The organism is Fertoeibacter niger, assembly GCF_009380135.2.
GTDB classification, from domain to species: Bacteria; Pseudomonadota; Alphaproteobacteria; order Rhodobacterales; family Rhodobacteraceae; genus Fertoeibacter; species Fertoeibacter niger.
This window is the reverse complement of the sequence record NZ_WHUT02000002.1, coordinates 285,848-308,882: the sequence shown is the minus strand read 5'-3', so window position 1 is coordinate 308,882 and position 23,035 is coordinate 285,848. Positions and strand designations below refer to the sequence as shown.

At 66.5% G+C, this 23,035-nt stretch carries 22 protein-coding genes and 1 tRNA gene; 8 read left to right on the top strand and 15 right to left on the bottom strand.

Features of this window, described 5'->3' with window-relative positions:
• Nucleotides 1-31 precede the first annotated feature (31 nt).
• Nucleotides 32-508, bottom strand: coding sequence for a PaaI family thioesterase (locus GEU84_RS05000; protein ID WP_152824219.1), 477 nt, complete (start codon nt 506-508; stop codon nt 32-34).
• A 112-nt stretch (nt 509-620) separates the two neighbouring features.
• On the opposite strand from GEU84_RS05000, the gene aguB reads away from it, so the two are divergent.
• A complete protein-coding gene (aguB, locus tag GEU84_RS04995; RefSeq protein WP_152824220.1) occupies nt 621-1,511 on the top strand; it encodes an N-carbamoylputrescine amidase in 891 nt (296 codons plus the stop codon).
• 111 nt (nt 1,512-1,622) lie between these two features.
• On the opposite strand, the gene gltA is transcribed toward aguB, so the two are convergent.
• Nucleotides 1,623-2,909 carry a citrate synthase gene (gene gltA, locus GEU84_RS04990; RefSeq protein WP_152824221.1) on the bottom strand — a complete coding sequence of 429 codons (1,287 nt, stop codon included), beginning with the start codon at nt 2,907-2,909 and terminating at the stop codon, nt 1,623-1,625.
• A gap of 84 nt (nt 2,910-2,993) precedes the next feature.
• The gene (gene gltX, locus GEU84_RS04985) at nt 2,994-4,397 is read right to left on the bottom strand and encodes a glutamate--tRNA ligase (protein WP_152824222.1); all 1,404 of its coding nucleotides are present in this window, start codon (nt 4,395-4,397) and stop codon (nt 2,994-2,996) included.
• Nucleotides 4,398-4,495: 98 nt separating this feature from the next.
• Between gltX and GEU84_RS04980 the strand changes: the two genes are divergently transcribed.
• The gene (locus GEU84_RS04980; protein WP_152824223.1) at nt 4,496-6,586 is read left to right on the top strand and encodes a ComEC/Rec2 family competence protein; all 2,091 of its coding nucleotides are present in this window, start codon (nt 4,496-4,498) and stop codon (nt 6,584-6,586) included.
• 154 nt (nt 6,587-6,740) lie between these two features.
• On the opposite strand, the gene lexA is transcribed toward GEU84_RS04980, so the two are convergent.
• The 6 genes from lexA to GEU84_RS04950 form a co-directional block, all read right to left on the bottom strand.
• The gene (lexA, locus tag GEU84_RS04975) at nt 6,741-7,427 is read right to left on the bottom strand and encodes a transcriptional repressor LexA (RefSeq protein ID WP_152824224.1); all 687 of its coding nucleotides are present in this window, start codon (nt 7,425-7,427) and stop codon (nt 6,741-6,743) included.
• A 78-nt stretch (nt 7,428-7,505) separates the two neighbouring features.
• Nucleotides 7,506-8,684: a molybdopterin-binding protein gene (locus tag GEU84_RS04970; protein WP_174539324.1), complete on the bottom strand. Its 1,179-nt coding sequence runs from the start codon at nt 8,682-8,684 to the stop codon at nt 7,506-7,508.
• Nucleotides 8,681-9,160: a cyclic pyranopterin monophosphate synthase MoaC gene (gene moaC / locus GEU84_RS04965; protein WP_152824225.1), complete on the bottom strand. Its 480-nt coding sequence runs from the start codon at nt 9,158-9,160 to the stop codon at nt 8,681-8,683. Before moaC ends, GEU84_RS04970 begins: the two co-directional genes overlap by 4 nt.
• Complete coding sequence (trpC, locus tag GEU84_RS04960) at nt 9,157-9,969, bottom strand: indole-3-glycerol phosphate synthase TrpC (RefSeq protein ID WP_152824226.1); 813 nt, start codon at nt 9,967-9,969, stop codon at nt 9,157-9,159. Before trpC ends, moaC begins: the two co-directional genes overlap by 4 nt.
• Nucleotides 9,970-9,989: 20 nt before the next feature.
• Nucleotides 9,990-11,006: an anthranilate phosphoribosyltransferase gene (gene trpD / locus GEU84_RS04955; RefSeq protein WP_152824227.1), complete on the bottom strand. Its 1,017-nt coding sequence runs from the start codon at nt 11,004-11,006 to the stop codon at nt 9,990-9,992.
• Nucleotides 11,003-11,596, bottom strand: coding sequence for an anthranilate synthase component II (locus tag GEU84_RS04950; protein WP_152824228.1), 594 nt, complete (start codon nt 11,594-11,596; stop codon nt 11,003-11,005). Before GEU84_RS04950 ends, trpD begins: the two co-directional genes overlap by 4 nt.
• Nucleotides 11,597-11,757: 161 nt before the next feature.
• Here GEU84_RS04950 and GEU84_RS04945 point away from each other — a divergent pair, with 161 nt between their 5' ends.
• A complete protein-coding gene (locus GEU84_RS04945; RefSeq protein ID WP_174539323.1) occupies nt 11,758-13,623 on the top strand; it encodes a divergent polysaccharide deacetylase family protein in 1,866 nt (621 codons plus the stop codon).
• 93 nt (nt 13,624-13,716) lie between these two features.
• Here the strand turns inward: GEU84_RS04945 and trpE are convergent, their stop codons facing one another.
• The 3 genes from trpE to GEU84_RS04930 all read right to left on the bottom strand — a co-directional run bounded on the left by trpE (nt 13,717) and on the right by GEU84_RS04930 (nt 18,378).
• The gene (gene trpE / locus GEU84_RS04940; protein WP_152824231.1) at nt 13,717-15,225 is read right to left on the bottom strand and encodes an anthranilate synthase component I; all 1,509 of its coding nucleotides are present in this window, start codon (nt 15,223-15,225) and stop codon (nt 13,717-13,719) included.
• Between the two features lie 9 nt (nt 15,226-15,234).
• Entirely contained in the window at nt 15,235-17,100 is a 1,866-nt protein-coding gene (locus GEU84_RS04935; RefSeq protein ID WP_152824232.1) for a peptidylprolyl isomerase, read from the bottom strand.
• A gap of 99 nt (nt 17,101-17,199) precedes the next feature.
• The gene (locus tag GEU84_RS04930) at nt 17,200-18,378 is read right to left on the bottom strand and encodes an aminotransferase (protein WP_152824233.1); all 1,179 of its coding nucleotides are present in this window, start codon (nt 18,376-18,378) and stop codon (nt 17,200-17,202) included.
• Nucleotides 18,379-18,597: 219 nt separating this feature from the next.
• On the opposite strand from GEU84_RS04930, the gene GEU84_RS04925 reads away from it, so the two are divergent.
• Entirely contained in the window at nt 18,598-18,777 is a 180-nt protein-coding gene (locus tag GEU84_RS04925) for a hypothetical protein (protein ID WP_152824234.1), read from the top strand.
• A gap of 27 nt (nt 18,778-18,804) precedes the next feature.
• Here GEU84_RS04925 and gpt read toward each other — a convergent pair whose 3' ends face one another.
• From gpt to fabI, 3 genes are read right to left on the bottom strand one after another with little or no spacing between them, the layout of a single operon-like run.
• Complete coding sequence (gpt, locus tag GEU84_RS04920) at nt 18,805-19,308, bottom strand: xanthine phosphoribosyltransferase (protein WP_152824235.1); 504 nt, start codon at nt 19,306-19,308, stop codon at nt 18,805-18,807.
• Nucleotides 19,309-19,318: 10 nt separating this feature from the next.
• A complete protein-coding gene (locus GEU84_RS04915; protein ID WP_152824236.1) occupies nt 19,319-19,933 on the bottom strand; it encodes a LysE family translocator in 615 nt (204 codons plus the stop codon).
• Nucleotides 19,930-20,766, bottom strand: a complete 837-nt coding sequence (gene fabI / locus GEU84_RS04910; protein WP_152824506.1) for an enoyl-ACP reductase FabI — start codon at nt 20,764-20,766, stop codon at nt 19,930-19,932. The genes GEU84_RS04915 and fabI overlap by 4 nt, the downstream gene beginning before the upstream one ends.
• A gap of 208 nt (nt 20,767-20,974) precedes the next feature.
• On the opposite strand from fabI, the gene pdxH reads away from it, so the two are divergent.
• From pdxH to GEU84_RS04890, 4 genes are all read left to right on the top strand, one after another.
• Nucleotides 20,975-21,577 carry a pyridoxamine 5'-phosphate oxidase gene (gene pdxH, locus GEU84_RS04905; protein WP_152824237.1) on the top strand — a complete coding sequence of 201 codons (603 nt, stop codon included), beginning with the start codon at nt 20,975-20,977 and terminating at the stop codon, nt 21,575-21,577.
• Between the two features lie 224 nt (nt 21,578-21,801).
• A complete protein-coding gene (locus tag GEU84_RS04900) occupies nt 21,802-22,335 on the top strand; it encodes a cold-shock protein (RefSeq protein ID WP_152824238.1) in 534 nt (177 codons plus the stop codon).
• Entirely contained in the window at nt 22,305-22,799 is a 495-nt protein-coding gene (locus GEU84_RS04895) for a DUF192 domain-containing protein (RefSeq protein ID WP_420899268.1), read from the top strand. Before GEU84_RS04900 ends, GEU84_RS04895 begins: the two co-directional genes overlap by 31 nt.
• Before the next feature lie 84 nt (nt 22,800-22,883).
• A tRNA-Pro gene (locus GEU84_RS04890) sits at nt 22,884-22,960 on the top strand.
• The last annotated feature ends 75 nt before the right edge of the window (nt 22,961-23,035 follow it).

The window sequence follows — 23,035 nt, the reverse complement described above, 5'->3', positions numbered from 1 at the left end:
CGCAGGCCTCTGCCGTCGGCCACTTGCCATGTCACTCCAATATGATGCAGGTCGTCGATCCCGTGGCATAGAGCCGCCCGTCCGCCACGCCGCGCAGCTCGGCGGTGGATACGCCGGTGCTGCGCCCGCAATGCGCGGTATGGGCCTCGGCCACCACCTCGACCCCGATGGCCAGCGCCCGGGTGATGTTCACCTTGTATTCCAGCGTGGTATACCAGCGCCCCTGTGGCACCATCGTCATCACCGCCCCGGCCAGCGCCGAATCCAGCAGCGTGCCATACCAGCCGCCATGCAGCGCGCCGAAAGGGTTGGTGTGTTGAAACAATGGCGTGCCACGAAACCGCACATGGCCGGGCGCCACCAGATCAAGGTGGAAATTCATCACCGCGCCGATGGTATGTTCGGGCAATCTGCCCTCCAGCATGGCGCGCATGTAGTCCAGCCCCGGCATTGACAGCACGGTGGCCTGATCGGGCAGGTCGGCAGGGCTTTGGGCGTGGCGTGGCATCTGATCCTCCGGCGGCCCGCCCGTTCTGCCAATCGGCGGGCGCGGTGTCGAGGGGGCTTGCCCGGATGCGTGACCAAAGGGCAAGCTCTGCCCGACCGCAACGGAGGATTCGATGCGCAACGTCACCGTCGCCGCCACGCAATTTGCCTGTTCATGGGATCTGGCCGCCAATGCCGACTGGGCCGAGGCGCTGGTGCGCCAGGCCGCAGCACAGGGCGCGCAGGTGATCCTGATACAGGAACTGTTCGCCACCCCCTATTTCTGCATCACCCAGCGCCCGGAATATTTCGGGCTGGCGCAGCCGCTGGCGGGCCACCCGCTGATCGCGCGCTTTGCGGCATTGGCAAAGGAACTGGGCGTGGTGCTGCCGCTGTCGTTCTTTGAACGTGCCGGGCAGGCGCATTTCAATTCCATGGCGATGATCGACGCCGATGGCGCAGTGCTGGGGATTTACCGCAAGACCCATATCCCGCAGGGCCCGGGGTATGAGGAGAAATACTATTTCTCGCCCGGCGATACCGGGTTCCGGGTCTGGGACACGCGCTTTGGCAGGATCGGCGTCGGCATCTGCTGGGACCAGTGGTTTCCCGAAGCGGCCCGCGTCATGGCGCTGCTGGGGGCCGAGATGATCCTGTATCCCACCGCCATCGGGTCGGAACCGCCAAGCCCCGGCTATGACAGCCAGCCGCATTGGGAAATGGCGATGCGCGGCCATGCGGCGGCCAATATCCTGCCGGTGATCGCCGCCAACCGCATCGGCACCGAAAAGGCCCCCGAAGGCACCGAGGTGACGTTCTACGGGTCGTCCTTCATTGCCGACCATACCGGGCAGTTGCTGGCCAAGGCCAGCCGCGATGCCGAGGAAGTGCTGGTCGCCACGCTGGATCTGGATGCAATAGCCAGCCTGCGCGCCACCTGGGGCCTGTTCCGCGACCGGCGGCCCGAGGTTTATGGCGTTGTCGGCACGCTGGATGGTGTAGTGGGCCCCGCTCATCAAGCCTGACGGCTTGCTTCGCTGTTCCCATGGCGATGCGCGACCGGATCGAAGCGATCAACCGTCCAAAGCAGAACGGCGGCCCCGCGGAGCCGCCGTTCTTCGTAAACCTCGCTGAAATCAGCGCTTTTCCACAGCCAGATAGTCGCGCTTTGCGGCACCGGTGTAAAGCTGGCGCGGGCGGCCGATCTTCTGCGTCGGGTCGGCGATCATTTCCTTCCACTGGCTGATCCAGCCCACCGTGCGGCTGAGAGCAAAGATCGGCGTGAACATGGCGGTGGGGAAACCGATGGCATCCAGAATGATGCCCGAATAGAAATCGACGTTCGGATACAGCTTTTTCGAGACGAAATACTCGTCTTCCAGCGCGATCCGCTCCAACTCCTTGGCCACTTGCAGCGTCGGGTTGTTGTGCACGCCCAGAAGTTCCAGCACCTCGTCGGCGCTTTCCTTCATCACCTTGGCGCGGGGGTCGAAGTTCTTGTAGACCCGGTGGCCAAAGCCCATCAGACGGAAGCTGTCATCCTTGTCCTTGGCGCGGCGGATGTATTCGGGAATACGGTCAACCGTGCCGATTTCGCGCAGCATTTCCAGACAGGCCTGATTGGCCCCGCCATGCGCCGGACCCCAGAGGCAGGCAATACCGGCGGCAATGCAGGCAAAGGGGTTGGCCCCCGACGAACCTGCCAGCCGCACGGTGCTGGTCGATGCGTTCTGCTCGTGGTCGGCATGCAGCATCATGATCCGGTCCATCGCCTTGGCCAGAACCGGGTTCACCACATATTCCTCGGCAGGCACCGAAAAACACATGTGCAGGAAATTGCCCGCATAATCCAACGAGTTCTTCGGGTAGACGAAGGGCTGGCCCACCGAATATTTATAAGCCATCGCGGCAATGGTCGGCAGCTTGGCGATCAGGCGGAAGGCCGCAACCTCGCGCTGCCAGGGATCATTGATGTCGGTGCTGTCATGGTAGAAGGCCGACATCGCGCCAACCACACCCACCATCGTGGCCATCGGATGCGCATCGCGCCGGAACCCGCGGAAGAAGTTGTGCATCTGTTCATGCACCATCGTATGCCGGGTGACGGTGCGCTCGAAATGCGCCAGCTTCTCGGCACTGGGCAGTTCGCCGTAAAGCAGCAGATAGCAGACCTCAAGGAAATGCGAATGCTCGGCCAGTTGCTCGATCGGATAACCCCGGTGCAGCAATTCGCCCACATCGCCGTCGATATAGGTGATGGCGCTTTCGCAGGCGGCGGTCGAGGTGAAGCCGGGGTCGTAGGTGAACACATCGCCCTGCGCATAGAGCTTGCGGATATCCAGCACATCCGGCCCAAGGGTGGGGGAATGGACGGGCAGTTCGATCACCTTGTCATCGAAGGTCAGGGTCGCGGTTTTGGTCATTCTCATCCCTCTCCTGTGGCGGCCGGTGCAGGCCAAAGCTTCAGCGCCCCGGATGGGGCCCGCGAGGAAGGACAAGGCGGCGTTTCAGGCCGCAGCATCCTCCAGCCGCGCAATCGTCTCAATCTGACCGATGACAAGCATCATGTCGTAAACGCTCGGCGTCACCATCCGCCCGGCCAGCGCAGAACGCAGGGGCGCTGCCATCTTGCCGAAGTTCAGGCCATGGGCCGTGGCCGTTCCGGTCAGGATAGACTCCAGATTTTCCTTCGACCAGCTAACATTTTGCAGTCGCGGCGTCAATTCGTGCAGTATACCACGGGATACCGGATCAAGGGCCTTCTGTGCCGCCTCGTCCCGGGAAATCGGCCGCGATGCCAGAACAAATTCAGCCTTTTCAAGCAGCTCCGGCAAGGTCTTTGCGCGGTCTTTCAGGCAATACATTGCCCGCAACAGTCCGTTTTCCTGCCCCCCGGTCAAGGCTTCCAACCCCGCCGCAGCCCGATACGCCACAATTTCATGCAGCAGCGCAGCATCATCGGCTGCGGCGATATGCTGGCCGCAGATATTCTCCAGTTTCTTGAAATCGAGTCGCGCAGGGGCGCGGCCGATTCCCGCCAGATCAAACCACGCCCTTGCTTGCTGATCGGTAAAGAACTCGGCATCGCCATGCGCCCAACCCAGCCGTGTCAGATAATTGCGCATGCCCGCCGCCGGATAGCCCATCGCCTGATACTCATGCACACCCACCGCGCCGTGGCGTTTCGACAGCTTCTTGCCGTCCGGCCCGAAAATCAGCGGGATATGCGCCCAGACCGGAATGTCCCAGCCCATCGCATCATAAACCATCGCCTGCCGCGCCGCGTTGTTCAGATGGTCGTCGCCCCGGATCACATGGGTCACGCCCATGTCGTGATCATCCACCACCACGGCCAGCATATAGGTGGGCACGCCGTCGGACCGCAGCACGATCATGTCATCTAGCGTCGCGTTCTGGATCGTGACGTGGCCCTGCACCTGGTCGTCGATCACCGTATCGCCGCTCCGCGGGGCCTTCATGCGGATTGCAAAGGGCGCGTCGGGATGCGTCGCCGGATCGGCGTCGCGCCAGGGGCTGAGGAACACGGGATAGGACACGCCCTTTGCGCTTTCGGCCTCGCGGAAGGCCGCGATCTCGGCTGCCGTCGCGAAGCATTTATAGGCCGTGCCGCGCGCCAGCATTTCATGCGCCACCTCGGCATGCCGGTCCTTGCGGTCGAACTGGCTGACCACCTCGCCGTCCCAGTCCAGCCCCAGCCAGGCCAGCCCTTGCAGGATCGCCGCCGTCGCCTCGGGCGTGGAACGCTCGCGGTCGGTATCCTCGATCCGCAGCAGGAATTTGCCGCCCCGGCCCCGCGCGTAAAGCCAGTTGAACAGCGCCGTGCGCGCGCCGCCGATATGCAGATAGCCGGTGGGCGAGGGGGCAAAGCGGGTGACAACGGGGCGGGACATGGCATTACCTTTCAGGCGGGCCGGTCTGCTTAACCTTTCGGCAACCATCCGGCGCTAGGCTCGGCCTGTGTCTAGGCAATCGCGGGGCGGGAAACAAGATGCGGGCCGGGGTAACGGGCTGGGCGCACCCGTTGCAGGCGCTGGCCGAGGCGCGGGGCATGCTTTTTCCCTGGGTGCCGGTCTTTCTGGCGCTGGGCATTGGCCTGTGGTTCGGGCTGCGGGACGAGCCGGGGGCGGCCTTCTATGCTGTCGCACTGGCAGTGTTTCTGGCCATGGTCGCCTTGCGCCTGTGGGGGCCCGAGGGTTGGCATCCGCTGGCCATCGCCTTGGCCTGCATGGCCTTTGGCCTGTTGGCCGCCGGGGCGCGGGGCCATCTGCAAGCCGCCCCGGTGCTGGCGTTTCGCTACTACGGCCCGGTGGAAGGCCGGATCATCGAGGTTGACCGCTCGTCCTCGGACCATATCCGCATCACGCTTGACCGGGTGGTGCTGGAACGCCTGCCACCCGACCGCACGCCCGCCACGGTGCGCCTGTCGCTGCATGGCCCACCGGAATTCGTGCCCGAACCCGGCCCGACGGTGATTCTGACCGGCCATCTGGCCCCGCCGCAGGCCCCGTCCGAGCCTCGCGGTCTCGACTTCCAGCGCATCGCCTATTTCGAGCGGCTTGGGGCGGTGGGCTATACCCGCACGCCGGTGCTGATCCTCGGCCCGCCGGAGCCGGGGCAGCAGGCGATCAACCGTCTGCGCGCCCATCTGTCTGCCGCAATCACCGCGCGGATCGACGGACAGGCCGGGGCCTTTGCCGCCGGGGCCGTGACTGGCGACCGTTCCGGCATCACCGAGGCGACCGTGGCCGACCTGCGCGACAGCAACCTTGCGCATCTGCTGGCGATTTCCGGCATGAACCTCGCTTTCCTGACCGGATTTGTCTTTGCCGCCCTGCGTTATGGGGTCGCGCTGGTGCCTGCGGTGGCGCTGCGGGTGAATGCGAAGAAGCTGGCGGCACTGGTCGCGCTGGCGGTGGCCGGGTTCTACCTGCTGCTGTCGGGTGGCAATCTGGCGACCGAACGCGCCTTCCTGATGGCCGCCGTCATGCTGGGCGCGGTGCTGCTGGACCGCCGCGCGCTGAGCCTGCGCAGTGTGGCGCTTTCGGCTTGCGTGCTGCTGATCTGGAAACCCGAAAGCCTGCTGAATGCGGGGTTTCAGATGTCGTTTGCGGCCACGGTGGTGCTTATCGCCGGTTTTGGCGCGCTGGAGGGGCAGGTTCTGCGGGAAAAGCTGCCGCGCTGGACGATGCCCCTGTTCACGCTGGTCCTGTCGTCGGTGCTGGCGGGGGCGGCCACGGCGCCCTTTGCCGCCGCGCATTTCAACCGTTTCACCGACTACGGCCTGCTGGCCAATCTGTTGACAGTGCCCGCGATGGGCCTGTGCATCATGCCCGGGGCTGTCGTGGCGGCCTTGCTTGCCCCCCTTGGGCTGGCTGCGCCGGGCCTATGGCTGATGGATCTGGGATCGCGCTGGATTTTGCTGGTGGCTGCGTGGGTTGCCGGGTGGGATGGGGCTGTGACGGGCATTCCCATGCCGGGGCCGTGGGTGTTGCCGCTGATGACATTGGGTGTGCTGTGGGCCGTTGTCTGGCGCAGATGGCTACGCCTGCCCGGGCTGGCGCCGGTTGCCCTGGCCTTGCTGCTTTGGGTGCAGACCGAACGTGCGCCGGTACTGATCAGTGCTGACGGTGCCCAGGTAGGGCTGTTGGGGGCCGAAGGGCGGGCCCTGGCATCGCCGCGCGGGGCAGGATTTGCCGCGCAAAGCTGGTTGGAGAATGACGGCGACCTGGCAGAGCCTGCGGCGGCGGCGGCCCGGCCTGGATTTTCCGGGCCACAGGGCGCACGCGCCTTCCGCATCGGCGGGGTTGAGGCGGTGCATCTGAAGGGCAAATCCGCCCCGAAGGCACTGGCCGGGGCCTGCGCCACGGCGGGCTTGGTCATCCTGGCTGCCGAAGCCGAAACCGTGCCCGAAGGGTGCCGCCTGATCGACCAGACCCTGCTGGCCCGCACAGGCGGGATGGCACTGTGGCCGGAAAAGGATGGCACGCTGCGCATGGAGGCCGCGCGTCAGGGCACGCGATTGTGGTCGCCCCAGACTCAGGCAAAAGCCAGACCGCAACGCCTGGCCCGCGCGGAATGACTGCCCGCGCCGGTCTTTGCCCCAGGCACGCGCCAAGATGGCCGGGATGGCAGATACCCGGGCCACCAGGAAAACCGGGGGGCAGCGCGCCTGGACCGGCTCTGCAACGGCATGGAAAGGCCCTTGGATGCGTGGGTGCAGGCCAGTCGCCCGTTCAATAGCTGCGGATCAGCCCGACCAGGCGGCCCTGCACCTTGACCTGATGATCCGCCAGCATGCGCGTCTCGTAGGCGGGGTTCGCCGCCTCAAGCGCGATCATGCCGCCACGGCGGCGGAAGCGTTTCAGCGTGGCCTCGGTATCCTCGACCAGCGCCACGACGATATCACCATTCTCGGCGGTGGTCTGTTCGCGGATCACCACGATGTCGCCATCGTTGATCCCGGCTTCGATCATCGAATCGCCCTTTACCTCCAGCGCGTAATGCTGGCCCTTGCCCGACAGCATCGCCCCCGGCACGGCGATGTGATGCGAAACCTCGGAAATCGCCTCGATCGGCACACCGGCGGCGATGCGGCCCATCACCGGCAGTTCCAGCGCATAGACCGCCTCCAGCGGGATCGCGCCGCGCGGCGGATCAACCCGGTCGCCCGCGATCACGCGGGGCGAAAAGCCGGGTTTTTCCATCGCCTCGGGCAGTTTCATGATCTCGATGGCGCGGGCGCGGTGGGCCAGACGGCGGATGAAGCCCCGCTCCTCCAGCGCCGTGATCAGCCGGTGAATGCCGGATTTCGACCGCAGATCAAGGGCTTCCTTCATCTCGTCAAACGAGGGTGGCACACCGTCGCGGTCCATCCGTGTCTTGATGAAATCAAGAAGTTCCATTTGTTTGCGCGTCAGCATCGGCCATCCTCCGGGCGGGTGGGGCATCAGTTCCCCCCTTGTTCTGCCCGCGTTCCCGATTTGTGTCAAGTGCCTGTGTCAAAGCGGCAGATAGTCCACCACATGCCCGGCGGGGCGCGGCCCGTCGCCCAGGGGGCGGATCAGCAGCGCGTCAGCCTCGGTCAGGATCGAAAGCAGCGCCGAATCCTGCCGGTCAAACGGTGTGATGCCGGGCAGGCCATCGCCGGGGGCCAGACGGGCGCGCATGTAATGGGTGCGGGGGCCGTTGGCGGGCACATCGCAGGCGAGAGTCGCTCGGCGCGGCACGGGGGCAGGGCCCGCCAGCCCCAGCATCGCGCGGATCATTGGCAGCAGGAACAGATGCGCGCAGACGATTGAGGATACCGGATTGCCCGGCAGCCCCAGCATCGGCACGCCGCGCAACCGCCCGGCCATCAAGGGTTTTCCGGGCCGCATGGCGATCTTGTAGAAGGCGCGTTCCAGCCCCATCTTCCCGGCCACGCGCTCCACAAGATCATGGTCGCCGACCGACGCCCCGCCGATGGTCACGATCAGGTCTGCGTCCAGTGCCAGGGTCAGCACCGCCTCCAGCTCTGCCCCGGTGTCGCGGGCGATGGGCAGAAGGCGGGCTTCGGCGCCCTCGGCCTCGGCCAGCGCCTTCAGCGCGAAGGTGTTGGAGGCGATGATCTGGTCGGGCCGGGGGTCTTCGCCGGGCATCACCAGTTCATCGCCCGTCGCGATCAAGGCCACGACCGGGCGGCGGGTGACGGGCACGGCTGCCACGTTCATCGCGGCCAGCAGCGCCAGATCATTGGGGCGCAGGCGGCGGGGCGACAGGCTGGCCCCGGCGCGGAAATCCTGCCCCTGCGGGCGGATGTTGGTGCCGGTATCGGCATTGGCGCGGATGGTGATCCGGTCGCCCGCCGCCAGCACATCCTCTTGAATAACCACGCGGTTTGCGCCAGCGGGCAAGGGCGCGCCGGTGAAAATGCGCACCGCCTGGCCAGGGCCGACAGCACCGGCAAAGGCATGGCCCGCCGCCGCCATGCCGACGACGGATAAGCTGGCCCCTTCGGGCGCGTCGCCCGCCACGGCATAGCCATCCATCGCCGAGGCGGCAAACGGCGGCTGGTCGCGCCCCGCCACAGCGGGGGCGCACATGGCGCGGCCAGCGGCGCGGGCCAGTGGCACGGACTCCGCCCCCAGCGGGGCGGCGAGGGCCAGCACCCGGGCCAGCGCCTCTTCGACCGAAATCACAGCTTTGCCTCGTAAAGTCCTGATTTGCCGCCATCTTTCAGGATCAGGCGAATGTCGGTGATAACCATAGATTTCTCAACCGCCTTCACCATGTCATAGATGGTCAGGGCGGCCACGGTCACGGCGGTCAGCGCCTCCATCTCTACCCCGGTCTGGCCGCCGGTTTTCACCGTGGCCTCGATGACGATGCCGGGCAAGGTGGCATCGGCGGTCAGTTCCACCGCGACCTTGGTGATCGGCAGAGGATGGCACAGCGGAATCAGTTCGGCGGTTTTCTTGGCTCCCATGATGCCCGCCAGCCGCGCCACACCCAGCACATCGCCCTTCCTTGCCCGGCCTTCGGTGATCAGCGCCAGCGTTTCCGCCGTCATCTTCACCGCGCCGCGCGCCACGGCGACACGCGCCGTCACGGGCTTGTCGGACACGTCGACCATATGGGCATGGCCCTGCGCATCGAAATGCGAAAGCGGCATCAAATACCCCCCTGCGCGGTCAAGGGAGCCGCCAGAATGGCGCGGGTGGCGGCGGTCACATCGGCCTGCCGCATCAGGCTTTCACCAATCAGGAAGCAGCGCGCGCCATAGGCCGCCAGATCGGCCAGATCGGCCGGGGTGTAAAGCCCGCTTTCCGCCACGATCAACCTATCTTCGGGCACACGGCGGGCCAGATCACGCGTGGTGTCCAGCGTCACCTCGAATGTATTGAGGTTGCGGTTGTTGATGCCGATCATCCTGGATTTCAGCAGGGCCGCGCGTTCCAGTTCCGCCCTGTCATGCACCTCGATCAGGCAATCCATGCCCCATTGGGTTGCCGCCGCCTCCAGCTCTGCCGCCTGCGCGTCGGATACCGAGGCCAGGATGATCAGGATGCAATCGGCATGCAGCGCGCGCGATTCAGCGACTTGCCAGGGGTCATAAAGGAAATCCTTGCGCAGGCAGGGCAGTTTCACCGCCGCATGGGCCGCCGTCAGGAAAAGGTCATCGCCCTGAAAGCTGGGGCCATCAGTCAGCACCGACAGGCAGGTGGCCCCGCCGGCCTCATAGGCCTGTGCCAGCGCGGGCGGATCGAAATCGGCGCGGATCAGGCCCTTGGAAGGGCTGGCTTTCTTGATTTCGGCGATCAGGCCATAGCCGGTGGTGGCGGCCTCGGCCAGCGCCTTGGCAAAGCCGCGCGGGGCGGGGGCCGCGCGTGCGGCATCCTCTACCGCCGCCAGCGGGCGGGCGGCCTTGCGTGTGGCGACATCTTCCAGCTTGTAGGCCTTGATGCGGTCAAGAATGGTGCTCATCGGGGCCTCCTGAGGGGTGTTCACCCGCCCTGGGTGATCCGGGCAAGCGCCGCGACTTTGGCTTTCGCGGCCCCGGAGTCAAGACTTGCCCGCGCCATGGCCACGCCTTCGGGCAAGGTGGCCACGCGGTCGGCCACGATCAGTGCTGCTGCGGCGTTCAGCAGCACGGCGTCGCGGTAGGCGCCGGTTGCGCCATCCAGCAGCGCGCGAAAGGCGGTGGCGTTTTCGGCGGGCGTGCCGCCCAGAATGGCGGCAAACGGGTGGACGGGCAGGCCCGCATCCTCGGGGTGAATGGTAAACTCGCGCACAGCGCCGTTTTCCAGCGCCGCCACCTGTGACGGCGCCGCGATGGACAATTCATCCGTGCCGTCGCCGCCATGCACCAGCCAGGCCTTTTCCGACCCCAAGGCCAGCAGCACCTCGGCCATCGGGCGGATCAGCGCGGGCGAAAACGCACCCGTAAGCTGCCGTTTCACCCCGGCAGGGTTGGTCAACGGCCCCAGAATATTGAACAGGGTGCGCGTGCCCAGTTCCATCCGCACCGGCATCACATGCCGCGTGGCCGGGTGGTGCATGGGTGCCATCATGAAGCCGATGCCCGCCTCGGCCAGACAGCGTTCCACCACATCGGGCCCCACCATCACGTTCAGGCCCAGTTCGGTCAGCGCATCGGCGGCACCCGATTTGGACGAAAGGTTGCGGTTGCCATGCTTGGCCACCACCACCCCGGCCCCCGCCACCACAAAGGCCGTGGCAGTGGAAATGTTCAGCGTGCCCTTGCCGTCGCCGCCGGTGCCCACAATGTCCATCGCGCCATCGGGGGCACGCACCTTGTGGCATTTGGCGCGCATCACGGCGGCGGCGGCGGCATATTCATCGACCGTTTCGCCACGGGTGCGCAAGGCCATCAATAGCCCGCCCATCTGGGCCGGTGTCGCCTCACCCTCGAACAGGGCGGTAAAGGCCACTTCGGCCTCGTCCCGTGTCAGCGGACGTTCGGCGGCCAGCCCGATCAGCGGGCGCAGACGGTCGCTCATGCCACAGCCTTCAGCGGCACGCGGGCGGTTTCCAGAAAATTCCGCAACATCCGGTGGCCGTGTTCCGACGCGATGCTTTCGGGGTGGAACTGCACGCCTTCGATGGGCAACTCGCGGTGGCGCAGGCCCATGATCGTGCCATCCTCCAGCCAGGCCGTGACCTCCAGACAATCGGGCAGGCTGGCACGTTCGACGATCAGGCTGTGATAGCGGGTGGCAAGGAAGGGCGAGGGCAGGCCCGCGAACATGCCCAGACCCGCGTGGTGCATCACGCCCATCTTGCCATGCACGATCTCATGGCAGCGCATGACATTGCCGCCAAAGGCCTGGCCGATGGTCTGGTGCCCCAGGCATACACCCAGCAAGGGCGTGCGCGTTTCCGCCGCCGCCGCCGTGAGCGCAAGGCAGATGCCCGCCTGCGCCGGGTCGCAGGGCCCGGGTGACAGCACGATGGCCGAAGGGTTCAGCGCCATGGCCGCCTGCACATCCAGCGCATCATTGCGCCTGACCTGCACATCCGCCCCCAGCTCGCCCAGATAATGCACGAGATTGTAGGTGAAGCTGTCGTAGTTATCTATCAGAAGCAACATCTTGCAGGCCCGATGGCTTTTGGGTGGGTTTGGGGGTGAACCCCGCTTGCGGTCACGCTATACATGGGCAGAGCCACGCGGGGGCGTCAAGGGAAACCCGCTCGTTCGCGGGCAGGCAGCCCGGGATGCGCCCCGTGGCCGGGCAGAGGAAGGGAACGCGCGTGATCCGGGGATTCGTGGCTGGGGTGGTCTGGGGCAGTGTCGTGGCGGCGCTGGGGCTGGTTGTGGCCTCGCAGGTGGCCGTGCCGCCGGGACAGGGCGGGCCGGTGGCCGTGGCCATCCCGGCGCAGGAAAAGGTTGCGCCCGCGGATGCGCCACCGGGCCCCGGCACCCTTCCCGCAGCCACCCCGCCCGCAGCCACACCGCCTCTGGCCACCCCGCCGCAGGCCACGCCGCCCGCGCCAGAGGTGCCCGCGCCTTCCCTTCCAGCCACGCCCGAGGCCGAAGCAGGCGCAGCCCTGCCCTCCGAACCCGGTGCCGCTGACGCAGGGCCCGTTGCAGCGGCAGAGCCTGCCGCGGGCGATCAGCCTGCCGCCGAAACGGGGACCGCCGCCGAACGCGGTGCGGATCAGGCCCCTGCCCAAAGCGCCGCGCCCGAAGACGCGGCCAAGGATCGCGTGGCGCTGCCCGAGACTGCCGATACGCCGGATGTCGCTGCCGCGCCGGAAGTGGCCGGTGGTGGCACTGTCAGCCAATCTGACGCTGCGCCAGCGCCTGACACCGCTGCAACGCAGCCCCCAGTGGCTGCAGATCTGCCCGCCGCCGGGGCCGTTGGCGAACCCTCTGCGGTCACGCCCGCAGAGACACCGTCCGGGTCCACCGCCGAGGCGGTTCCGCCGGCGGTCGATCCCGTGCCACCGCGCGCGCCCGATAGCGCCCCTTCCGCGCCCGAACCCCAACCGCTGCCACCCGCCGCCGAAGGTGCGGTGGCCCTGGGCGATTCCCCGGCGGCCCCTGCCGCTGATGCTGCAACGACGCCGCCGCCGCAACCCGACACCGCCAGCGCCGCCGCGCCCGCCGCGCTGGAACCGCCCGCCGCACCCGTCGCACCCCCGGCTGGCGCCGGGCCCGCCGCCCTGCCGGGGCCTGACGGCGGCACCGCAGCCACAGCCGACCTGGCCCCCCCCGCCGAACCCTCCCCCGAGGTTGCGCCCGGCGGCGCCGATCTGCCGCCGCCACCGCCGCTAAGCGCCGCAGAAGAGGCCCGGCTGGCCGCCTTGGCGCTTGATCCCACATTGCCGATCCCCGGGCTTGACGGCGATGCATCCGGTGTCACCGTGGGCCGCCTGCCGCGCATCGGTGAGTCTGCTGCTGTGGCACCCGCGCCTGTCATCGCCCCCGGGGATGACACCCGCCCCCCGGTCGAGCGGTATTCGCGACCCTTCGAGAATCCGGTCGCCAAGCCGCTGTTTGCCCTGCTGTTGCGCGATACCGGCGGGCCGGATGTAGACCGCACGGCACTGGCCGCCCTGCCGTTCCCGGTCAGCTTCGTGATCGACCCGCTGGCCCCCGATGCGGGCACCGCCGCCGCCATCTACCGCGCGGCGGGGCAAGAGGTGCTGATGCTGGCCACGGGCATTCCCGCAGGGGCCACCGCCGCCGATCTGGAAGTGACCTTTGCTGCCCATGCCACGGCCCTGCCCGAGGCGGTGGCGGTGATCGACCTGCCCGACGACGGGTTTCAGGACAGCGCCCAGCTGGCGGGCGAAGTGGCCACGCTGGTGCAGGCGCAGGGCCGGGGCCTGATGACCTATGAACGCGGTTTGAACCCCGCCGATCAGGTGGCCCGCCGCCAGGGCGTGCCTGCGGCTACCGTGTTCCGCACGCTCGATGCCGAAGACGAAGCCAGCCCGGCCATCCGCCGCTATCTTGACCGCGCGGCCTTCAAGGCGGCGCAGGAGGGGCGGGTTGCCGTGATCGGCACCACGCGGCCCGAGACTGTGGCCGCCCTGCTGGAATGGTCGGTCGAGGGGCGGGCGTCATCCGTGGCACTGGCCCCCGCCTCGGCCGTGCTGGCGGTGCAATGACCTGCCAAAGCGGACGACCGCTCTGCCTCGCTTTCTTGCTGGCCCAAGTATCCCACGGGGGTGCGGGGGTGTGAAACCCCCGCTGCCGCAGGTTCAGCCGTTGCCACGCCGGGCGAACAGGCCCGCATCCTCGGCCGCGCGCCGCAGGGCGCGGGATTTGTTCACCGTTTCCTGATATTCCGCCTCGGGGTCGCTGTCATAGACCACGCCACCCCCGGCCTGGATATACAGCACCTCGTCCTTCAGCACGGCGGTGCGCAAAGCGATGCAGAAATCCATCTCGCCATTGGCCGCGAAATAGCCGACACCGCCACCATAGACGCCGCGCTTTTCCGGTTCCAGCTCATCAATGATCTGCATCGCGCGCACCTTTGGCGCGCCCGATACCGTGCCCGCGGGCAGGCCCGCCAGCAGGGCCGACAGCGCATCCTGGCCTTCGGCGATCTGGCCCACCACATTGCTGACGATATGCATGACGTGGGAATAGCGTTCGATGATGAACTGCTCGGTCGGGCGAACCGTGCCCACCCGTGCCACACGGCCCACGTCATTGCGGCCCAGATCCAGCAGCATCAGATGTTCGGCGCGCTCCTTGGGGTCGGCCAGCAGGTCGGCCTCCAGCGTGCGGTCCTCTTCCGGGGTGGCACCGCGCTTGCGGGTGCCTGCGATGGGGCGCACCGTCACTTCGCCATCGCGCAGCCGCACCAGGATTTCCGGGCTGGCCCCGACCACCTGAAAACCGCCAAAGTTGAAGAAGAACATGAAGGGCGAAGGGTTCGTGCGGCGCAGGCTGCGATACAGGGCAAAGGGCGGATGGGCAAAGCTTTGCGCCCACCGCTGGCTGGGCACCACCTGAAAGATGTCGCCCGCGCGGATGTAATCCTTGGCCTTTTCCACCGCCGCCTTGTAGCCCTCATGCGTGAAGTTCGACCGCATCTCGCCCACCGGCGTCGGCTCGCCAAAATCCCGCTGGGCGGGGGGGGCGCGGTCAAGATCGCGCAGCGCATCCATCACCCGCTCGGCGGCCTGGGCATAGGCGGCGCGGGCCGACAGGCCGGGGCTTTGCCAGGCGGGGGCCACGATCGTCACCTCGCCCTTCACCCCGTCCAGCACCGCCACGACCGAGGGGCGCATCAGCACCGCATCGGGCAGGCCCAGCGGGTCGGGGTTCACATTGGGCAGGGCTTCCACCAGCCGGATCATGTCATAGCCCAGATAGCCGAACAGCCCCGCCGCGATGGGCGGCAGATCGGCGGGCAGGTCGATGCGGCTTTCGGCGATCAGCGCGCGCAGCGTATCCAGCGGATGCCCGTCCAGCGGCACGAAGGCCGCCGGGTCAAACCGGGCCTGCCGGTTGATGCGGCTGGCGGTGCCGTGGCATTGCCAGATCAGGTCGGGCTTCATGCCCACCACCGAATAGCGGCCCCGCACCTCGCCGCCCGTTACCGATTCCAGCATGAACGTGTCGGTGCGCGCCTCGGCCAGTTTCAGCATCAGGCTGACGGGCGTATCCAGATCGGCGGCCAGCCTTGCATGCACGATCTGGTTGCGGCCCGCGTTCCAGCCCGCCTCGAAGGCTTCGAAAGTCGATGTCAGGGCCATGGTGCCGCCTTACCTGAACTGCGCATGCACGGCGTCGATGGCCGTCTGGTCCAGCCTGATGCCCGCCTCGGCGGTCAGCGCATTTGTGAACAGCGTCAGTGCATCCTGCGCCAGCGCCTGTTCGGCCTGACCGGCAATCGCGCCTTTCAGCGCTGCCGCATCATCGCCCTCGGCAGCGCCGGGGCGGATGCTGTCAAGCCGCACAAGGCCGGTAAAGCCCGGCCCGCTGATCACCCGCAATTCACCCTCGGCCATCTGGAACACGGCGGGCAGCAGATCGGCGGGGGCATCCTCGACAAATCCGTCGCGGGCAATCTCGGGCGTCACCGCCACAATGCCATAGGCGCCCAGCGAAGCGCCACCCTCGACCTCGGCCTTGATGGCGGCGGCACGGTCGGCCAGCGCCTTGGCCAGCGCCTCGGCGCGCCAGGATGCGGTCACGTCCTCGGTCGCCTCGTCCAGCGGGATGGGGGTTGGGGGCACGATTTCATCCAGGCGGATGGTGGCAAGGCCGCCGTCGTTCAGGGTGATCACCTCGGGGAAATCGCCTTCGCCCACGGCGGCGGCGGCCTCGCGGAAGGCAGGATAGGCGGCCATGCCCGAATCTGATGTGGCGGTGAAATCGAGCGTGCCCAGCTCTAGGCCCGCCGTTTCGGCCAGATCCTCCAGCGTGGTGCCGCTGGCCAGCATGTCGTCGATCTCTTCCACCCGGTCGCCGATGGCGCGGCGCGCGGCATCCTGCGAAAACTCGGCCACCAGATCGTCGCGCACATCCTCGAACGGGGTTTCCTGCGCGGCAAGGATCGCGTTCATGCGAAACAGCGCCGGGCCAAGATCCGATGGCAGCGGGCCCACCACGCCGGGTTCTGTCAGGGCAAACACAGCTTCGCCCGCAGCGCCCAGATCGGCGCGGCTCTGGTCGCCCATGTCGATATCCAGCAGCGACAGGCCGCGCTCCGCCACGATAGCCTCAAACGTCTCGCCCGCGTCGATGCGGGCCTTGGCGGCGGCGGCCGCAGCCTCGTCGGGGAACACCAGCCGTTCCACCAGCCGCCGTTCCGGCTGCACGAATTCGTCGATACGGTCGTCATAGATCGCGCGCACGGCGGCCTCATCCACCGCCATGGTGGGGGCCAGCGTATCGGGCAGCAGGGCCGCATAGGTGATGCGCCGCGCCTCGGGCCGGGTGAAGGCGGCAATATTCGCGTCGTAATGCGCCTTCAGCTCTTCCGGTGTGGGTTCGGGCAGCGGGCTGGGCAGATCGGCCTCGGCCAGCGCCAGCAGCGAAAAGCCGCGCCGTTCGGCGATATAGGCGTAAAGCGTGTCGGTCAGCGGGGCAGGGGCGACAAATCCGCCCGCCACAGCGCCTTGCAGCAGCGACCGGGCCACATCGGCGCGCAGGTCACGCTCGAACTCAGCAGGGGTCAGGTTGTTCTGTTGCAGCGTCAGGCGGTAGGTTTCGGCATCAAACTGCCCTGCCGTGCCCTGAAACTGGCGCATCGCCGCGATTTCCTCGGCGACGCGGGCATCGCCCGCCGACAGGCCCACGCGGTCAGCCTCGTTGTCCAGTGCTGCGGTGGCAACAAGTTGCTGGCGCACGCGGGAATCAAGCCCCAGCGCCAGCGCCTGCTCGGCCGTCACCGGCTGGCCGATCTGCGCGCCAAAGGCCGCGATTTCCTGCTGCAACGCGCGGGCATAGGTGTTCACGTCGATGTCGCGGTCGCCCACCTGCCCGATCGAGGTCAACCCGCCGCCGAAATTCGTGACGCCAAAGCCGCCAAGCCCCAGCACCAGCATGGCCATCAGCACCCAGACGACAACCGATGCACCCTTGCCCTTGCGCTTGCGCACGATCTCGTCGCTGTTCTGTGCCATGGCCGTCTCCCGCTATACCCCGCGTTTCTGTAAGCGGTCACGGGGGCAGAGGCAAGCACGGGGGCAGAAACCGGCACAGGAAGAACAAGCCACCCGTGGCTACAGCCGCAGCGCCGCCAACCGGGCAAACAGCTGGCCGATGCCCGCCGCGTCCACATTGGCAAAAGCGATGCGCAACTGGCGTTTGCCCTCGGCCGATCCGGCGGGCTGGAACATGGTGCCGGGCAGCATCAACAGGCCCGCCTCCTGCACCAGCCGCTTGGCAAGCACGTCGGAATCCATGGCAAAGGGGTGCTCGACATAGGCGAAATAGGCCCCGCAGCCCAGAAGCCGCCAGTCGGGCAGCGCGTGAAAGCCGCTGTGCATGGCAGTGCGGCGGGCCAGAATTTCCGCCCGCTCGCCCGCCACCCATTGCGCAAGGTTGCGCATCCCCCACAACGCGCCGATCTGGCCCAGCTGGCTGGGGCAGATGGCCACGGTATCCAGAAATTTCTCTACCTCGGCCAGCCGGCCGGTGCTGGCCACCACCGCGCCCACGCGGTGCCCGGTCAGCCGGTAGGCCTTGGAAAAGCTGTAAAGGTGGATCAGCGTATCGGTCCAGTCGGGGTCGGTGAACAGGGCGTGCGGCGCGCCGGTGCGGCTGTCGAAATCGCGGTAGGTTTCATCAACGATCAGCGCGATGCCATGGGCCCGCGCCAGCGTCAGGAAGGCCAGCAGCGTCTCGGCCGGGTATTCCACCCCGCCCGGGTTGTTGGGGCTGACCAGAACGATGGCCTTTGTGGCGGGGGTGATGAGCGCCGCCGTCTGATCCGCATCGGGGATCAGGCCCGGCCCGGTGGCCAGTGGCGTGGTGGTGACGCCCTGCATGTCCAGCCACATCTTGTGGTTGAAATACCACGGCGTCGGCAGGATCACCGCATCCCCCGCCCCGGCGAGGGTGGACATGACGGCGGTGAAGGCCTGATTGCAGCCCTGGGTTATCGCCACCTGCTCGGGCGCAATGCTGCCGCCATAGGCCAGCGACCATTGCGCGGCAATCTCTGCCCGCAAGGCAGGCATGCCCAGCACAGGTCCGTAAAGATGCGCCTGCGGGTCGTTCAGCGCGGCCTCCGCCAGCGCCTGCCGGAGGCCCAGCGGCGGGCTTTCGACCGGCGCCGCCTGGCTCACGTTGATTAGCGGGCGGTCAGGCGGGAAGGTGGCCCCCTGCAACCAGCGCCGCGCCTCCATCACCGGAGGCGGGAAGGTGGCGGCCATGGCGGGGTTCAGGGGCAGGGTCATGCTACTTCACCGATTTATATGATCTCAATTCAGCCTAGCGACCCTTCATTGTAACTGAAAGGCTCAACATAAGACGCAACACCTCCACTTTCACACTATATCTCGAAACTGACACTGTATTTCGTCGTGATAAAAAAAAATCAGCCACATATTGAATGATCGTCTTTTGTTCCCATCTCGCGGAAAGGTGATCCTTCACCGGAAAGGAGGTGATTGAACATGACACAAAAACCTGGGGCGGGCACTGGCCGCAATGGTGGTATCTTCCAAGAGGTTGGTCCGCGCGGCGGCGCGAAACCCAACTTTGCTGCGGTGCCGGACAATACTCGGCTGCCACCGACGACAAAGCCCGGACACGAATGGAAACCCATTCACACCACACCCGACAGCAAGAAGTGATGATACTACCTGAGGCGCGAAAGCGCCTCAGTCCTTCCCCCGATACGGCTCCACATATTGCAGGGCCATGTCCCAGGGAAAGAATATCCAGGTGTCCTGGCTGACCTCGGTGATATAGGTATCCACCATGGGCCGCCCCGAGGGCTTGGCATAGACCGTGGCGAAATGCGCCTTGGGGTAAAGCGCGCGCACCAGTTCCAGCGTCTTGCCGGTATCGACCAGATCATCGACGATCAATATGCCGCTGCCGTCGCCCATGATGCTGGCCTGCGGGGCCTTGATCACCTTGGGCGCGGTCTGGGCCTGATGGTTGTAGCTTTTCACGCTGATCGTATCGACGATGCGGATGTCCAGTTCGCGCGCCACGATCATCGCGGGCACCAGACCGCCGCGGGTGATGCCGACCACGGCCTTCCACGGCCCGCCATCCGGCCCGTGCCCGTCCAGCCGCCAGGCCAGCGCGCGCCCGTCGCGGTGGATCTGGTCCCAGGACACATGGAAACCCTTTTCATGCGGCAGGCGGTCTTTCATGGTGTCCCCCTCAGGTCGCGGCGATTTTCAGGCCAAGCAAGGCCAGCAGCCCGCCAAAGCTGCGGTCGATGATGGTTTTCAGGCTGATATAGGCGGCGCGCGTGCGGTCAAGCGAGAAGATGCGCGCGACGGCGATGTTCCAGACAGTTTCGTTGAAAAACACCACGGCCAGCAGGGCGGCATAGACCGGGGCAGGCGTGCCCTGCGGCACGGTGCCAAGGAAGATGGCCGAAAACATCACGGCGGGTTTCGGGTTTGCCAGTTGGGTGAACAGCCCCAGACGGAAGGCCGAGGCCCCCGAACGCGGCACCGGGCGGGCATCGGCGGTGATGAAGGGCTGGGATGCGCCGCGCCACAGCTTCACGCCCATCCAGACCAGATAGCCGCCGCCCAAAATTTTCAGCGCCCAAAGCAGGGCCGGGGCCGCGGCAAACAGCAGGTTCAGCCCGAACATTGCGGCAGAGGCCCAGACCACGGCCCCCGCGCCGATGCCCGCCGCCAGCAGGGCCCCGGTGCGGAAGCCTTCGGTCAGGCCGGTGCGCGCGGCCATCAGCACGGCGGGGCCGGGGGACACGGCGGCAAACAGCGACAGCAGTGCAAAGGCCAGAAAGGCCGCCAGCGTCATTCGCTGCCCGCCTTGGCCCCGCGCCCTGTCACCACATCAATGTCGGGCGCATCCACCGCCTTCATGCCAACCACATGATAGCCGGCATCGACATGCAGCACCTCGCCCGTGGTGCCCGACCCCAGGTCTGACAGCAGGTAAAGCGCGGCCTTGCCCACCTCTTCCTGCGTCACGTTGCGGCGTAGGGGCGAGTTCAGCTCGTTCCATTTCATGATGTAGCGGAAATCGCCGATGCCAGATGCCGCCAGCGTCTTGATCGGGCCGGCCGAGATCGCGTTCACGCGGATGCCGTCCTTGCCCAGATCCTCGGCCAGATACATCACCGACGCCTCCAGCGCCGCCTTGGCCACGCCCATCACGTTGTAATGCGGCATCACCTTTTCAGCGCCGAAATAGGTCAGTGTCAGCAGGCTGCCGCCCGGGCCCATCATCTTTTCAGCACGCTGGCAGACGGCGGTGAACGAATAGACCGAGATATCCATCGTCATGGCGAAATTCGCGGAAGTGGTATCGACGTAACGCCCGCGCAGCTCGTTCTTGTCGGAAAAACCGATGGCATGCACCACGAAATCCAGATGCCCCCAGACCTCGCCGATATGTGCAAACAATGCGTCAAGGCTGGCCGGGTTGCCCACATCGCATTCGTGGATGACGGTGGACCCGATGGTGGCCATCAAGGGTTCGACCCGCTTTTTCAGCGCCTCTCCCTGGTAAGAGAACGCCAGTTCCGCGCCCTGATCTGCACAGGCCTTGGCAATGCCCCAGGCAATCGACTTGTCATTGGCAAGCCCCATGATCAGCCCGCGTTTTCCGGCCAGCAATCCGTTCGACATATGGCGTCCCTCGCCCAGGTTTTTCTTCAGGCCAAAGCTGTAGGCGATCAGGCGGGGCGCATCAAGGGTGCGGGTAAACACCTCTGGTTGCATGTGGCAAAACTGCGGGCAGGCTTGCCGGGGGCCGGGCCGGGGGCTAGGTTCCGTTGCAAATCTGCACAAGGGCCGGGAAACCGCATCTGGCGCGCACCGGGCCGGAAGGAACAAGATGGACAGAACCGGAATTTTCGCGGGCGAAGACCCCTTTGCCATCGCCAGCGCCTGGCTGGACGAGGCCACGCCGCTGGAGCCGAACGACCCCAACGCCATTGCCCTGGCCACGGTGGATGCCGATGGCCTGCCCAATGCGCGGATGGTGCTGCTGAAGGACATCGAACCGGCGGCCTTCGTGTTCTACACCAACTACGGCAGCGCCAAGGGGCAGGAGATTGCCGCCAGCGGCAAGGCGGCCTTCGTGCTGCACTGGAAATCGCTGCGCCGCCAGATCCGCGTGAGGGGCCTGACAGAACGCGAGGAAGGGCCGGCGGCAGATGCCTATTACGCCTCGCGCAGTCTGAAAAGCCGGTTGGGGGCCTGGGCTTCGGACCAGTCGCAACCACTCGACTCGCGCCTGACGCTGATGGCGGCGGTGGCGAAAATGACGGCGGCCAAGGGGCCGAACCCGCCCCGCCCGTCGTTTTGGGGCGGCATCCGCATCATCCCCTTGGAGATTGAGTTCTGGGCGGACGGCGCGTTCCGGCTGCACGACCGTTTCTGCTGGCGGCGTTCCACCCCCGGCGAAGCGTGGCAGGTCACACGGCTGAACCCCTGATGCACGCCGCGAAACCGGCGGGTTGGTTTCGGGTTGCGGCGTTTGCGCAGCGCCGTTGCGCGGTTCCAGCGGCGGCAATGCGCGTTGTGCGGGTTTGGCGCCTGTAATTCGTCCGGCACGGACGGTCCGGCGCGACAGTGGCAGATAATTTGTGCTTGAACCTTTGTATCGTTTGCATGCAAGACTGCGCTCGTGGGGCTCTATCTGGGGAAACGGCTCTGGACATGGAAGATGATGATAAGGCCTTGCAGATAGTGCATGGTCGCGTGAAGTGGTTTGATCCTGCCAAGGGCTTCGGTTTCATTGTGACCGAAGAAGCTGGATCTGATATTCTGTTGCATGCCAATGTGTTACGCAACTATGGGCAGAGTTCGGTCGCCGATGGCGCCGGGATTTCCGTCAAGGTGCAGATGACGCAGCGCGGTGTGCAGGCGGTGGAGGTGCTCAAGATCGAGCCGCCCGCCGGCACCGGATTTCAGCTGAGCGATGACAGCGAACTGGCCTCTCCGGAAGAGATCGCCGCCCGCCCGATGGAACCGGCGCGGGTGAAATGGTTCGACAAGGGCAAGGGCTTTGGCTTTGCCAACGTGTTCGGGCGCCCCGAGGATGTTTTCATCCATGTCGAGGTGCTGCGCCTGTCGGGTTTTGCCGATCTGGGCGCGGGCGAGGCGGTGGCGCTGCGCATCATCGACGGCAAGCGTGGCCGCATGGCCGTGCAGGTGCTGTCGTGGGAGGCCGCTGCGCGGTCGGCCGACTGATGCGGGCGGCGCTGGCCATCTGCATGCTGCTGCTGCCCGGCGTGGCCGCAGCGGCCTGCCGTGACGATCAGGTCGATCTTCGCGGCCCGGGCGGCGTTGCGCGCTTTACGGTGGAACTGGCCGATACGGTGGCCGAACGGGCGCAGGGCCTGATGCACCGCGAAAGCATGCCATCGGCGGCGGGGATGCTGTTCATCTATGAACGGCCCCAGACGGCGAGTTTCTGGATGAAGAACACGCTGATCCCGCTGGACATGATCTTTGCCGATCCGACCGGGCTGGTGACGCATGTGCATGCCAATGCCGTGCCGGGCGATGAAACGCCGATCCCGGGCGGGCCGAATGTGCTGGCGGTGCTGGAAATCAACGGTGGGCTGGCGGCCCGGCTGGGCATCGTGCCGGGGGCGGAACTGCGCCATCCCGCGCTGGATCAGGCGCAGGCGGCTTGGCCCTGCGCCGAATAGGCGATGCGCGCGCCAGTGCTTTGCCGCAAACCCCCGATTACCCGCTTTTCAACCGCCACGATCCCGGTTAGGTAGGCGCTGTGTCGGAGCGTAGCGCAGTCTGGTAGCGCATCGGTTTTGGGAACCGAGGGCCGGAGGTTCGAATCCTCTCGCTCCGACCATTTGCAGACCATGGCGTTGCTGCCTGTTTGCACCCGTCACGGCACGGACGCCCCGTTGTCCCGCACGGCACCAGC

Bases quoted from the DNA above. Each gene is read 5' to 3' on its own strand.
- lexA (WP_152824224.1), bottom strand. From the start codon at position 7,427: ATGCTGACGCGCAAACAAATGGAACTTCTTGATTTCATCAAGACACGG.
- trpC (WP_152824226.1), bottom strand. From the start codon at position 9,969: ATGAGCACCATTCTTGACCGCATCAAGGCCTACAAGCTGGAAGATGTC.
- gltA (WP_152824221.1), bottom strand. From the start codon at position 2,909: ATGACCAAAACCGCGACCCTGACCTTCGATGACAAGGTGATCGAACTG.
- GEU84_RS05000 (WP_152824219.1), bottom strand. From the start codon at position 508: ATGCCACGCCACGCCCAAAGCCCTGCCGACCTGCCCGATCAGGCCACC.
- trpE (WP_152824231.1), bottom strand. From the start codon at position 15,225: ATGGCCCTGACATCGACTTTCGAAGCCTTCGAGGCGGGCTGGAACGCG.
- trpD (WP_152824227.1), bottom strand. From the start codon at position 11,006: ATGAGCGACCGTCTGCGCCCGCTGATCGGGCTGGCCGCCGAACGTCCG.
- GEU84_RS04935 (WP_152824232.1), bottom strand. From the start codon at position 17,100: ATGGCACAGAACAGCGACGAGATCGTGCGCAAGCGCAAGGGCAAGGGT.
- pdxH (WP_152824237.1), top strand. From the start codon at position 20,975: ATGGACAGAACCGGAATTTTCGCGGGCGAAGACCCCTTTGCCATCGCC.
- GEU84_RS04930 (WP_152824233.1), bottom strand. From the start codon at position 18,378: ATGACCCTGCCCCTGAACCCCGCCATGGCCGCCACCTTCCCGCCTCCG.
- gpt (WP_152824235.1), bottom strand. From the start codon at position 19,308: ATGAAAGACCGCCTGCCGCATGAAAAGGGTTTCCATGTGTCCTGGGAC.
- aguB (WP_152824220.1), top strand. From the start codon at position 621: ATGCGCAACGTCACCGTCGCCGCCACGCAATTTGCCTGTTCATGGGAT.
- GEU84_RS04950 (WP_152824228.1), bottom strand. From the start codon at position 11,596: ATGTTGCTTCTGATAGATAACTACGACAGCTTCACCTACAATCTCGTG.
- GEU84_RS04915 (WP_152824236.1), bottom strand. From the start codon at position 19,933: ATGACGCTGGCGGCCTTTCTGGCCTTTGCACTGCTGTCGCTGTTTGCC.
- fabI (WP_152824506.1), bottom strand. From the start codon at position 20,766: ATGTCGAACGGATTGCTGGCCGGAAAACGCGGGCTGATCATGGGGCTT.
- gltX (WP_152824222.1), bottom strand. From the start codon at position 4,397: ATGTCCCGCCCCGTTGTCACCCGCTTTGCCCCCTCGCCCACCGGCTAT.
- GEU84_RS04925 (WP_152824234.1), top strand. From the start codon at position 18,598: ATGACACAAAAACCTGGGGCGGGCACTGGCCGCAATGGTGGTATCTTC.
- GEU84_RS04900 (WP_152824238.1), top strand. From the start codon at position 21,802: ATGGAAGATGATGATAAGGCCTTGCAGATAGTGCATGGTCGCGTGAAG.
- GEU84_RS04980 (WP_152824223.1), top strand. From the start codon at position 4,496: ATGCGGGCCGGGGTAACGGGCTGGGCGCACCCGTTGCAGGCGCTGGCC.